Annotated in this window: 9 protein-coding genes and 2 pseudogenes; 7 read left to right on the top strand and 4 right to left on the bottom strand. The window is 61.7% G+C overall.

Annotated elements, in window-relative coordinates:
• Window positions 1-120: 120 nt before the first annotated feature.
• Complete coding sequence (gene dnaG / locus AC0L2H_RS23395) at window positions 121-2,055, bottom strand: DNA primase (RefSeq protein WP_473592413.1); 1,935 nt, start codon at window positions 2,053-2,055, stop codon at window positions 121-123.
• A gap of 144 nt (window positions 2,056-2,199) precedes the next feature.
• The gene (locus tag AC0L2H_RS23390) at window positions 2,200-2,574 is read right to left on the bottom strand and encodes an RcnB family protein (protein WP_473592411.1); all 375 of its coding nucleotides are present in this window, start codon (window positions 2,572-2,574) and stop codon (window positions 2,200-2,202) included.
• A 388-nt stretch (window positions 2,575-2,962) separates the two neighbouring features.
• On the opposite strand from AC0L2H_RS23390, the gene AC0L2H_RS23385 reads away from it, so the two are divergent.
• The 3 genes from AC0L2H_RS23385 (at window position 2,963) to AC0L2H_RS23375 (ending at window position 6,416) form a co-directional block, all read left to right on the top strand.
• Window positions 2,963-4,627 (top strand): Na/Pi cotransporter family protein, encoded by a 1,665-nt coding sequence (locus tag AC0L2H_RS23385; RefSeq protein WP_473592410.1) that lies wholly within the window; start codon window positions 2,963-2,965, stop codon window positions 4,625-4,627.
• A 249-nt stretch (window positions 4,628-4,876) separates the two neighbouring features.
• Window positions 4,877-5,086, top strand: coding sequence for a DUF2061 domain-containing protein (locus AC0L2H_RS23380; RefSeq protein WP_097572767.1), 210 nt, complete (start codon window positions 4,877-4,879; stop codon window positions 5,084-5,086).
• 148 nt (window positions 5,087-5,234) lie between these two features.
• Complete coding sequence (locus tag AC0L2H_RS23375) at window positions 5,235-6,416, top strand: MFS transporter (protein WP_107652473.1); 1,182 nt, start codon at window positions 5,235-5,237, stop codon at window positions 6,414-6,416.
• A gap of 10 nt (window positions 6,417-6,426) precedes the next feature.
• Here the strand turns inward: AC0L2H_RS23375 and AC0L2H_RS23370 are convergent.
• Window positions 6,427-6,614: pseudogene (locus tag AC0L2H_RS23370) on the bottom strand (GNAT family N-acetyltransferase); the annotation flags it as partial.
• Between the two features lie 1,173 nt (window positions 6,615-7,787).
• On the opposite strand from AC0L2H_RS23370, the gene AC0L2H_RS23365 reads away from it, so the two are divergent.
• The 3 genes and pseudogenes from AC0L2H_RS23365 to AC0L2H_RS23355 all read left to right on the top strand — a co-directional run.
• Complete coding sequence (locus AC0L2H_RS23365) at window positions 7,788-8,564, top strand: hypothetical protein (RefSeq protein ID WP_473592409.1); 777 nt, start codon at window positions 7,788-7,790, stop codon at window positions 8,562-8,564.
• Window positions 8,564-8,992, top strand: coding sequence for a hypothetical protein (locus AC0L2H_RS23360; RefSeq protein ID WP_473592408.1), 429 nt, complete (start codon window positions 8,564-8,566; stop codon window positions 8,990-8,992). Before AC0L2H_RS23365 ends, AC0L2H_RS23360 begins: the two co-directional genes overlap by 1 nt.
• A gap of 648 nt (window positions 8,993-9,640) precedes the next feature.
• Window positions 9,641-9,868: pseudogene (locus AC0L2H_RS23355) on the top strand (MFS transporter); the annotation flags it as partial.
• A gap of 28 nt (window positions 9,869-9,896) precedes the next feature.
• On the opposite strand, the gene AC0L2H_RS23350 reads toward AC0L2H_RS23355, so the two are convergent.
• Window positions 9,897-10,790, bottom strand: a complete 894-nt coding sequence (locus AC0L2H_RS23350; protein WP_473592407.1) for a LysR family transcriptional regulator — start codon at window positions 10,788-10,790, stop codon at window positions 9,897-9,899.
• Window positions 10,791-10,901: 111 nt separating this feature from the next.
• Here AC0L2H_RS23350 and AC0L2H_RS23345 point away from each other — a divergent pair, with 111 nt between their 5' ends.
• A complete protein-coding gene (locus AC0L2H_RS23345; RefSeq protein ID WP_473592406.1) occupies window positions 10,902-11,750 on the top strand; it encodes an SDR family oxidoreductase in 849 nt (282 codons plus the stop codon).
• The last annotated feature ends 22 nt before the right edge of the window (window positions 11,751-11,772 follow it).

Genomic DNA, 11,772 nt, shown 5'->3' with positions numbered 1-11,772 from the left:
CTGCAAGAAGGTCAAGCGCCTCTCGCATGATTCGCATTAAAAAAGCGAATCAATTACCCGACTTAGAGGCGTCGATTCGACGCGCCGCCCATTTCCACTTCATTTCTTGCGCAGGTTTAACTATGCGCGCCCAGCCCTGCCCGAGGACACGCCGAACCCTTCGATTAGCGCTTCCGTTGCTTGTACATCGTTGAATTGCGCCTGAATCTCGAGCAGATGTCGGAAGTTTTCGTCCGAGGGATCCTGATCGAGCGCCGCCTGCGCCTGTTTCAGCTCTCTATGTAAGGTGCGCGCGCTGCGCTGCAAGTGCAGCGCCTGGCTGAAGGCATCACGAGCATCGTCAAGCCCCGCGTTTTCCAGCGCCGGCCATTGCCGCGCGCGCTTGATCAGCGCCACCGCTCGTTCCCAAATATCGCCGCAGCCGGCCCGCTCGATTGTTGCGATGACCGCATTGCGGTCGTCGGCCATGTCATGCGCCATCGCATCGAGGATTGCCGCGTGCAACCGCCTCAGCTCGGTGTTGGCCAGATCGAGAAATTCAACATGCGCGAAATTCTCGTCGATCAGCGCCGGGTGGTTGATCAGCGCCACGATAATCGTCGCCTCGCGCACCGACATGCCTCCACTGCCGCGCTTGACAAGTGCCGATTGACCGAGACTTTCGCTGATCGCAATGCGGCCGCCACCGCCCTTGGCAAATTGTCCGCCCGGCGCCGCCGCCTTGCCCTGGCCAGGCCGGCCGTCCTGGCGACCTTGCCGGGAACCACGCTGAGCCCCGAAAAAACTCAGCACCCGCTCGCGCATCTCCTGTTGGTAGTGATAGCGCAGGCTTTCGTCGCGAATACGGCCGGTCAGCTCGCGCAGAGTCTTTTCGAGCTCCGCCCGACGCTCAGGCGTGTCGAAGACGCCACCTGCCGTCTCGCGCATCCATAACAGGTCGACCAATGGCCGCGCCTCGGCCAGTACGGCACGGAACGCGTCCGGGCCTTCGGCCTTGACCAGATCGTCGGGATCCTTGCCTTCGGGCAGCAGAGCAAAACGCGCCGAACGGCCGGCCTGAACGGCCGGCAGCACCATGTCGGCGGCCCGCCATGCCGCCTTCAGCCCGGCCTTGTCGCCGTCGAAGCACAGCATCGGCTCGGGCGCCATGCGCCACAAAAGTTCCAGCTGGTTTTCGGTGAGCGCGGTGCCGAGCGGCGCCACGGCATTTTCGAAGCCGGCCTGCGCCAACGCGATGACATCCATATAGCCTTCGACGGCAATGACGGTGCCGCCTTTGGCCAGCGCCTTGCGGGCGCGGGCGAAATTATAGAGCACATTGCCCTTGTGGAAGAGCTCGGTGTCAGGCGAGTTCATGTATTTGGCCAGCGCATCCGGCGCCAGCGCGCGGCCGCCGAAGGCGATGATCTTGCCTCTGGAATCGGGGATCGGAAACATGATGCGGTCGCGGAACCAGTCGTAGGAGACCGGAATGTCGTCGCCGTGACGCACCAGCCCGCAGGCCTCGATATCGGCCTTGGGAACACCCTTGGCGGCAAGGTGCTCCTTGAGCGCATTGCGGCTGTCCGGCGCATAGCCGAGGCGGAACGATTGCTGCGTCGCCGGCGTCAGCCCGCGCTCTCGCAGATAAGCACGGGCCTTTGCGCCCTCCGGCCCCTGCAGTCGCTCCTGGAAGAAGGCCGTCGCCATTTCCATGACGTCGGTCAGGCTGGCGCGCTCCTTCTCGCGCCGTTCCTCCTGGGCATCGCGCACCGGCATCGGCACGCCGGCCATGTCGGCGATCTTCTCGACCGCTTCGGGAAAGCTCATCCCGTCAAGTTCGGTGAGGAACTTGAAATGATCGCCCGAAACCGAACAGCCGAAGCAGTGATAGCGCCCCTTCTTGTCCTCGCAATGGAAGGACGGGTTCTTCTCGCCATGGAAGGGACAGCACGCCCAATAATCACCGCGCGGCGCGTTGGTCTTCTTCCTGTCCCACGCGACGCGCTGGCCGATAACCGATGAAATCGGCACGCGGTCGCGTATCTCGTCGAGGAAGGCGGGCGGAAAGCGCATGGGTTCCATATAATCATGCCGGCGAAGCCCGACGACTCCTATTGCCGGCCATACCCGTTTTTCACAGGGCAAAAAGAAAGGCGGCCATCGCGGGCCGCCTTTCCTTCATCGTCCCGGCGAACCGCCGGTCAAACCCTGCAAGGGTTATTGTGCGGCCATGGCGCCGAAAATGATGCCGGAGACAATGCTGACCAGCACGTAGTCGTTACCGACGCGGATCCACTCCTGCCCGCGGCCGGGACGATGCAGGCCATAGCGGCCATAGTCGCGGATCGGCTGATGACGCTTCCAGCTGGAATATTTCTGGCCCTTGCGCCAATGGCTCCTCTTCACGACGACCACCTTCTTCTTCACCACGACGCGCTTCCTGACGTCGACGTGCTTGCCGGGCTTCTTCCAGTCGACCTGGCTGTAACTCGACTGCGGTGCAACAGGCGCGTTGAGCGGTGCTGCCTGGCCGGTCAGGGACGTGGCGGCCAGCATCGAGAAGGCGACTGCTGAAAGAATGATGCGTTTCATAGTGGGTACTCCTGGGTTGTCGATGCCCAAGGAGTAGCGCTCGAAGAATGAACCGAAACTGAATAGGCAGATTACGTTTTTGTAATGATTTCCTACATTTACATCTTCTAATTCAACACTCTCATCAAACTGGACCTGAACTGGTCGCGCGCTTCCGATCGAGCGGGCCGCGCAAGGCGGCAGGCGATGCAACCATTTTGTCATCCATCCATTTCCGACACGCCCTGTCGCGCGACGGCCGCTGCCAGAATTGGGCAAAAATTATTACCCGGCTAAGCGCAATCAGAGTAATGTCGGCCCTTGTAATGTCCATGATTCAAACCCTCTTGCGCCCGTTGGCCATCACGATGCTCGTGCTATTGGCGCCTGCCGGATTGCCGAGGCCGGCATGAGCGGCTCCGTCGTCCTCCTGCATCTTGCCGGCGCGGTGGCGCTGATGCTGTTTGCCACCAGAATGGTGAAGACCGGCGTCGAGCGCGCCTATGGCGATCTGCTGCGTCACAGGCTGCGCGCCACCATGCGCAATCCCTTCATGGCGGTCCTGGCCGGCTGCGGCCTGTCGATCGCTTTGCAAAGCTCCACCGCCGTCACCTTGCTGGTCGGCTCCTTCGCCGGCGCCGGCATCGTCAGCGGCATGTCGGGCCAGTTGGCCGTGCGCGGCGCCGAGATCGGCTCGGCGCTGGTGGTCAAGCTGCTGACCTTCGATCTCACGCTGCTGGTGCCGGTCTGCCTTGTTGCCGGCACGATCATGTTCATGGCCACCGAGCGGCGCGACTGGCGCCAGTTCGGCCGCATCCTGGTCGGCATCGGCCTGCTCGTCCTGTCGCTGGAAATGATCGGCCAGGCGTCGGAGCCGCTGCGCCAGAGCACGCTGATGCCGGTCATCGTCGACTACTTCTCCGGCGACCCGGTCACCGCCTACCTGCTGGCGGCACTGGTCACCTGGCTGTTCCATTCCTCGATCGCCGCGGTTCTGCTGATGGTCACCCTTGCCGGTCGTGGCTTCATCCCGCCCGAACTCGGCATCGTCCTGGTGCTCGGCGTCAACCTCGGCTCATCGATCATCGCGCCGCTGCTCACCCGCAATGCGGAGCCAGGCGTGCGCGTCGTGCCGATCGGCAATCTCCTGATGCGCGGCATGGGCTCGCTGGTCATGCTCATCCTGTTCCTCTCGTTCAAGCCGCCGGTCGCCTTTCTCGGCGCCGCCGTGCCCGACCAGATCGTCAACGCCCACATCCTGTTCAATGTGCTGATCCTGCTCGCCGGCCTGCCGCTGGCCGGGCTGGTCTACCGCGCCTCGGAGAAGATCGTCGCGCTCGGCACCAGGCCGGCGCCGCCCGAGTCGCTCGAAATCATCGAGCTGTCGGCGCTCAATGAAAGCGCCCTCGACACGCCGAGCCAGGCGCTGGCCAACGCCACCCGCGAGGTGGTGCGGGTCTGCGAGACGGTTGAAATCATGCTGAAACGCATCATCGAGCTCTACGAGAGCGCCGACGCCGGCAAGATCAAGGCGCTGGCCGCGCTCGATGACCGCGTCGACAAGAAACACGCGGCGATCAAGCTCTATCTCGCCAAGGTTACCAAGAACCCTCTCTCCGAGGACGAGGCGCTGCGTTGCCAGGAGCTGATCGGCGCCTGCGTCAAGCTCGAGCAGGTCGGCGACATCATCGTGCGCAACATGCTGGTGCATGTCAGGAAAAAGCTCGAGCGCGGGCTGGAATTCACGCCCGAAGGCTGGCGCGAGCTCTCCGCCTTCCATGCCTCGGTGCTTGCTAATGCGCGGCTCGCCTTCAACGTGCTGGTGTCGCGCGACGCCGAGACCGCGCGCCAGCTCGTGCTGGAAAAGGACCGGCTGCGCGACCGCGAGAAGGAGACGAGCGCCAGCCATTTCGTGCGGCTGCGCGACGGCAGCGCCAAGAGCGTCGAGACCAGCTCCATCCATCTCGACACGATCCGCGACTTGAAGCAGATCAACTCGCTGCTCGCCTCGATGGCCTATCCCGTCCTGGAAGAACGCGGCCTGCTCGGCGGCTCGCGGCTGAAGGCCGGTTAATGCATGTCGCCCAAAAGTGCGCAGCGGCTCTGGGAAAACAACACGCATAAACAAAGGCTTAAGCGCATCGCCTGAATCCGTTTCGGCGCGACGCGCTTAAGGCCGGCCTGCAAGGCGAAAATTGCTGCTGGGGAGCATCGGCTTGGAACCAGCCTCTACCCTCCGGACCAAAACAGGAAAATTAGTCTTTGCTCATCCTTAGGTGTCTCGGCTAAGGATCGCCCGGTCTACTGGGAGGATAATCGGCCGATGGATACCCATTCGCGCAGCTTCGCCAAGGCGCTTTCCTGGCGCGTTACCGGCACCATCGACACGATAATCATTTCGCTCGTCGTGACCGGAAGCATCAAGCTCGCCGCGGCCATCGGCCTGACCGAAGTCGTCACCAAGTCACTGCTCTATTACCTTCACGAGCGGGCGTGGCTGAAAATCCCTTACGGGAGAAAGACCCCGGTCTAGCCTTTTTTGCTCAGCCATTTTTTGGCACCGCAGCCGGCTGGATCGAACCCAGTCAAGAAAACCTAAAGCAGCCTCGACAATTTCTGCATTGCCCGCGGCTTTTATCCGTGATTTGAGGCCGTCTCATTCAAGGATCGCTGTTCGCGTCATGCTGCCCCTCTTCGCCCTGTTCTTTGCCGCCTTTGCCTTCGGCACCACCGAATTCGTCATTGCCGGCGTGCTGCCGCAGGTGGCGCAAGGACTTGACGTTTCGGTTCCGACCGCCGGCTACCTCGTCTCCGGCTATGCCGGCGGCATCGCCATCGGCGGCCCGTTATTGGCCCTTGCCACCAACGGCATCTCCCGCAAGACCCTGCTGCTCGGCCTCGCCATCGCTTTCACCATCGGCCAGGCCGCCTGCGCGCTGGCGCCCGACTTTTCATCCATGCTGCTCTTGCGCATTGCCGTGGCCGTGGCGCATGGCGCCTATTTCGGTGTCGCCATGGTGGTCGCGGTCGGGCTCGTTCCCGAGGACAAGCGCGGCATGGCCGTGGCCGTCATCCTGTCCGGCCTCACCGTCTCCAACGTCATCGGTGTGCCGGCCGGCACGGCGATCGGCAGTCTGTGGGGCTGGCGCGCCACCTTCTGGGTGATGTGCGCACTGGGCGTGGTGGCGACCCTGGCCATGCTGGCGCTTCTGCCGCGCACGACAGGTGCATCGAACCGGCCGGCGGGGTTTGCCCGCGAGGTGCGCGTGCTGGCCCGTCAGCAGGTCTGGACCTCGCTGATCCTCATGCTGATGCTGATGATCGGCCAGTTCACCCTGTTCACCTACATCACGCCGACATTGCTTGAGGTCACCGGCCTCGACGAGAGCCTTGTGCCCTGGGTGCTGCTGCTCAACGGGGTCGGCGCCACGATCGGCGTTTTCCTCGGCGGCAAGCTTTCCGACTGGAAGCTGATGCCGTCGCTGATCACCATGCTTTTCCTGCAGGCAATGATGCTGGCGGTGATCTATGCCGTCAGCCCCTATCCGGTTCCGATGATCGTTGCGATCGTCATCTGGGGCGGCCTCAACTTCGCCATCGGCACACCGATCCAGACCCGCATCCTTACCTGGACCGCGGACGCCTCCAATCTTGCCTCCTCGCTGATCCCATCCGGCTTCAATGTCGGGATCGCGCTCGCCGCATCCCTGGGGGCCGCCATGCTCAATGCCGGCTACGGCTATCGCAGCCTGCCGGTGGTTGGCGCCATCGCCATGCTGGTCGCCGTGGCGGTCGCGCTCGCCTCGCATGTTTCGGAATGGCGCCGCAAGGCCGCGCCGCCCCTGCCGGCCGCGGCCGAATAGCGCCGGGCCCCTACAGCTCAATCCGGAAGCGCAGGCTTTCCGCGCCGCAATAGGCGGCATCTCGAAGAAGCGGCCGACCAGCCTGCCGCCATTGGCTGTTATCACCTTGTGCGACGCCGGATTGCCCGGCTTGGCGGTGATCTCCACGAAAGGCAGACCGACCGCCCTCGCCTCAGCGAGCATCTGCCGCAGCGCCTCGGGTTCCGACTAGACTACCTAGACAAACGCACACCTCCCGAAAGAGACTACCAACGCCCGTTGGATTTCAAAGATCCGCATACGGCACGCAAGCCAAACCCCTTCTGAAAATTCCGCCCATAGATACTGTTGATTCTCTGCAACAAAATAGGAACATATCCTATCCGGTTTTTGCGAGGTCACCATGCCTGCCCGTCACGAGGGAATCCACACGGATTCCTACCTCGACCGCTTTTGGCCGCACCATGCCGTGATCCCGAACTCGCTCACAGCCGCGCTCGTTCAATGGGGTGCGCTGAACGGGAGATGTCTATTAGCCGATTCTACCCGCAAGAGTACCTAGCCTTCCGGTTCAAGGAGCCCGAGCAGGCGGAAGCGATGGCTGCCGAATTCGACGGCGAAACCTACTATGCGCTCGATCACGGCAAAGGGAGTGGATGGGAGAAGTGGCGGAAGAAGGTCAAGCGGTTCCCGTTTATCACCGACTGACAATCAGACGTCTCACCCTTATTGATTGACGCAGAGCAGCATCTGCAGGACATTTTTATACGTACTTCGCTGCATCCCTCTCTCGTGCAACCCGTTGCAAATTTCTGCAAGGTAAGCACGGCCCTGGAATTCAGAGTGCCCCTACAAAGCGATACCTGTCCTCGTCCACGGGTAGGACGCTGGGGCGCATACTATCTAAAAAAAAGCATGTCATTTGGAAAGCCGCACTGCATGGGATATCCTCTCATTATGCGACATACGTTTTCTGGAGCGGGTTAGCGTCACGATAGAATGTGAAGAAGTTCCCACACGTAGCCACTCTCAGAAAAAGAGGGCACTACTGTTGGTAGATGGGAGCCCGCAGGGCGATGTCGACAACCTGGCCAAATCGTGTTGGATGCCTTAGCTACAGCAGCTGTATTAGCTGACGATGGGCAGATCACCAAGCTGATATGCCGGAAACGGTACGGGTTGATCGACGCCGTTCGCGTGAAAATTTCACCTGTAACCCTGACTAACTAGGGGTGCTTGGCAGGGTACCTGGCAGGTACCATTATGCTTTTCTGTGGTTAAGCGTGGATTTGTGTTTGCACATTATGCGGCCCGCGCCTATATAGGCCCACAGATGACGTTCAGTCATCGACCTTTCTTGCGGTTCTGGTGGACCATCCCATGGAGCATCCAATGAGTGATGAAGCCGAAACAGAGACTGCCACCCCCGCGGTGGACGAGAACGGTGGAGCCGGGGAGCGAGAGCGCTCGACCATCGGCTTCCCCTATATGAACTTGGCCGACGCGATGGAGATGGCTAAGGCCCTCCATGAGAACGTCGGCGTCGGCGAATGCAGCGAAGACCAGCTTGCCGCATGGATGAACCTGAGCCCGCGCAGCAGCGGCTTCCGCGTCCGCACCGCCACCACCAAGATGTTCGGCCTAATTGAATCGCCCAGCCCTGGGCAGTTCACTTTGTCCCCGCTCGGCCGCGCTGCGGTGGACCCGACCCGTTCCGCGAAGGCCAAGGTCGAAGCCTTCCTGTCGGTGCCGCTCTATCGACTCGTGTACGACAATTATAAAGGCGGCGTTGTTCCGCCCCCGGCCGCTGTCGAGCGGGACATCAAGAGCTGGGGCGTGGCGGTGAAGCAGACGGCCCGCGCGCGTCAGGCGCTGGAGCGTTCTGCGGAGGAGGCGGGATTCTTCGCCAATGGCCGCAACCGCCTCGTCATCCCGGCCGTCGCGAACTATAAGGGCGCGGAGGTGGTGACCGGCGACGTGGTGCCCATCAAGCCTCCCGGCGAGACGGTCGTCTTGCCGCCCGATGTCGACCCGATCATCCGGGGCCTGATTGCCCGACTGCCGCCGTCGGGCACCATATGGCCCTCGAACGAACGCGAGCTGTGGCTGAACATCCTGAAGTCGAGCTTCCAGCTCGTCTATAAGGACAGCGAAAGCACAGCCAACTGATGAATGCCAGGCCACCCATTCCGACCCACCGCCACGTCGTTTCCCTTAATGACGTGCGCGACCTCGGCTTTATCACAGAGGAAATGGCCGTCCTTGCCGCGTGCAAGAGCGGCCCTATCCGCGTGTTAGAGGGGTTTCAGGCGCCAAACGGCAAGGGCTTCGGTCTCTTGCACATCGAGGCCAACGGGCCGCGCGGGCGTCAGCTCGACGGTCTCGGGTTCAAATCCGCCCTTGAATTCGTTGCGTACATCGCAGCAAACTTCTCCATCGTCAGCGCCCAGCCCAATGGCCGTTTGCTGCTCCTGAGTGAGTGCAAGCACGATTGGCTCCATCTGGTGGTGGAGTGGGACACAGAAGGTTTCTGGAGCTGTACGACCGCAATTCCCAAGCGTCACAAGCGTGACATTATCGCAGTTTGGACGAAATAGCGCTCCAAACACGACAATTAGCGATACGGGAGAGGGAAATAGGGCGGTCTGATGAGAGCGAACCCACATCCGACAGTGTCGGAACTATCACCGCTTTGAGACTTTATCATCGCTCACGAGCCGACGAGCGAAGAGTCCTAACGCTTGCGGAGACCGCCTTATTTACAAACGAATACGTATGTCGGTTTGTTCCTAATTGCAAGCAGGGACATACGTAGGGACATTAATAGCGACAACTCTGTTACGATAGCGTGTACAACCACCGCAATCGCTAGCCGGGACTAATGGCCGGAAACTATGGCGAAATTAGCGGGATAATTGCCGTGTACACGCATTAGCAGGGACAGGCGTGAGCGGGGTACGAGCCGATTAGTCCGTGTCCCTGAGCAGGGACAGGGACCATCATCAAACGCTCCTGACAGGCCTCTGTGACAAACCGTCTAGTCGCTTTGATAGTGAGAACGATCGAGGCTGTCTGCTTGCAGAAACAGGGTCTAAGCCCTGTCCGGTTGAAAGTAGTGCTGTCGCCGCTCTACTCGTCCGGCAGGGGACCATCACCCTGCAGGAGATTGCCAACCTGGGCGACAACTCGCGCTCCAAAACCGTGCGCCGCATGCGTGATGACGGCGTGCTGAATGCCGATGCCTCGCGGACGCCTCCAATCTTGCCTCCTCGCTGATCCCATCCGGCTTCAACGTCGGGATCGCGCTTGCCGCTTCCCTGGGGGCTGCCATGCTCAATGCCGGCTACGGCTATCGCAGCCTGCCGGTGGTTGGCGCCATCGCCATGCTGGTCGCCGTGGCGGTCGCGCTCGCCTCGCATGTTTCGGAATGGCGCCGCAAGGCCGCGCCGCCCCTGCCGGCCGCGGCCGGATAGACGGCACCGGCCGTGCGGATGGGCTCGTTCAGCCTGTCTCCTTCAGCACATCGATAAAGGCGCGCAGGGCCGGCGGCACAAGCCGATGGCCGGGATAGTAGAGGAACAGGCCGGGGATGGGCGGACACCAATCGTCCAACACGCTGACGAGCGCTCCCCGCTCGATGTAGGATTGCGCCAACCTGTCGGAAATGTAAGCGATTCCCAAGCCATCGACCGCTGCCTCGGCCATCAGTTCCATATGATCGAGCGTGAGCATGCCCGGAACATCGATGGCGATTTCCTGGCCATGTTTCTCGAACTCCCAACGAAACGGCTTTCCGCTCGGCAGGCGGAACCGGATGCAGCTGTGACCCTTCAAATCGTCCGGAACCTTCGGGACCTGGCGGGTGGCGAGATAAGCCGGCGACGCGACGGCAATGAAGCGCGTCTCGCCGCCGAAGCGTACCGCGACCATGTCTTGCGGCACGGCCTCGCCAAGCCGGATGCCCGCGTCGAAGCCTTCGCCGACAATATCGACCAGCCTTCCCTCGGTGACGATATCGAGCGCAACCTGCGGGAAGCGTCTGAGAAATACCGGCACCGCGGATTTGAGCAGCAGCCGGGCTGCGATCTCGCTGGAATTGATCCGTAGCGTACCTGCCGGCAGGTTGCGGAAATTGTCCACCTCCGCCAGGGCCGCGCCTATGTCCCGCAGCAGCGGTTGCAGGCGCGAGACGAGCCGTTCGCCTGCCTCGGTCGGCGCCACGCTGCGCGTCGTGCGATGGAGCAGTCGCACGCCCATGTCCCGCTCCAACGCCCGCATCATGTGGCTGAGCGTCGAGGGCGACAGGCCGAGATCGTCCGCCGCCCTGCGAAAACTTCGGTGGGAGACAATTGCGGCAAGTGCGGTCAGGTCGCGAAGGCCGGGTCCATCATTCATGGGAAATTTTCACTAACTCATGCAACACTGAACGGATAGTATCATGAATTGGAAAAGATACCTTGTGCGGAGATAGCCGCGATCAAGCGGCTTGGCGAAAGGACTTCTCCGATGACCAAGATTTCTCCCGCGACCAGGACGTGGTTCATCACTGGCACCTCCTCCGGCTTCGGCCGGCTGCTCACGGAAAAGCTTCTGGCCCGTGGCGACCGCGTGGCAGCGACCGTGCGCAAGCCTGAAGCGCTTGCCGACTTGAAGGCGGATCATGGCGATCGCCTTTGGATCGCTTCCCTCGACGTTACCGATTCCGAGGCCGTGCGGCGCACGATCGACAAGGCTTTTCACGATCTCGGCCGCATCGATGTCATTGTCAGCAATGCCGGCTACGGTCTGTTCGGCGCGGCGGAGGAACTGGGTGACGACCAGATCCGCCATTTGATCGATACCAACCTCATCGGCTCGATCCAGCTCATCCGCGCCGTGCTCCCGCATTTGAGGAAACAGGGCGGCGGCCGGATCCTGCAAATCTCCTCGGAAGGCGGACAGATGGCCTATCCCGGTTTCAGCCTCTATCACGCCACCAAATGGGGCATCGAAGGCTTTGTCGAATCCGTTCGGCAGGAGGTAGCGCCGTTTGGCATCGACTTCACCATCGTCGAGCCCGGACCGACGCGGACAAACTTTGCCGCCGGCCTGGTTAGCGCCGAGCCTACGGCCGCCTATGAAAACACGCCGGTCCGTGATCTGCACCGGGCTTTTGCCGGAGGTTCGTTCGAAGTAAAGGGCGATGCGCGGAAAATGGTCGAAGCGATGATCGCCTCGGTCGGACAGAACACCGCTCCCCGGCGGTTGACCTTCGGCGCCGCCGCCTACGCCTCGATCAACAGCGCGCTCCGGAACAGGCTCGCCGAACTCGAAGACCAGAAGGATGCTGCATTGTCGATGGATTTCGACGACTGACAGACCGGACCGGTTCCCGGCC

The organism is Mesorhizobium sp. WSM4871 (assembly GCF_055811295.1).
Note: the sequence above shows the minus strand (reverse complement) of the source record. Positions and strands in the feature narration are given on the sequence as shown.

Coding starts and splice junctions, on each gene's coding strand:
- dnaG (WP_473592413.1), bottom strand. CDS start 2,055: ATGCGCTTTCCGCCCGCCTTCCTCGACGAGATACGCGACCGCGTGCCG.
- AC0L2H_RS23390 (WP_473592411.1), bottom strand. CDS start 2,574: ATGAAACGCATCATTCTTTCAGCAGTCGCCTTCTCGATGCTGGCCGCC.
- AC0L2H_RS23385 (WP_473592410.1), top strand. CDS start 2,963: ATGAGCGGCTCCGTCGTCCTCCTGCATCTTGCCGGCGCGGTGGCGCTG.
- AC0L2H_RS23380 (WP_097572767.1), top strand. CDS start 4,877: ATGGATACCCATTCGCGCAGCTTCGCCAAGGCGCTTTCCTGGCGCGTT.
- AC0L2H_RS23375 (WP_107652473.1), top strand. CDS start 5,235: ATGCTGCCCCTCTTCGCCCTGTTCTTTGCCGCCTTTGCCTTCGGCACC.
- AC0L2H_RS23365 (WP_473592409.1), top strand. CDS start 7,788: ATGAGTGATGAAGCCGAAACAGAGACTGCCACCCCCGCGGTGGACGAG.
- AC0L2H_RS23360 (WP_473592408.1), top strand. CDS start 8,564: ATGAATGCCAGGCCACCCATTCCGACCCACCGCCACGTCGTTTCCCTT.
- AC0L2H_RS23350 (WP_473592407.1), bottom strand. CDS start 10,790: ATGAATGATGGACCCGGCCTTCGCGACCTGACCGCACTTGCCGCAATT.
- AC0L2H_RS23345 (WP_473592406.1), top strand. CDS start 10,902: ATGACCAAGATTTCTCCCGCGACCAGGACGTGGTTCATCACTGGCACC.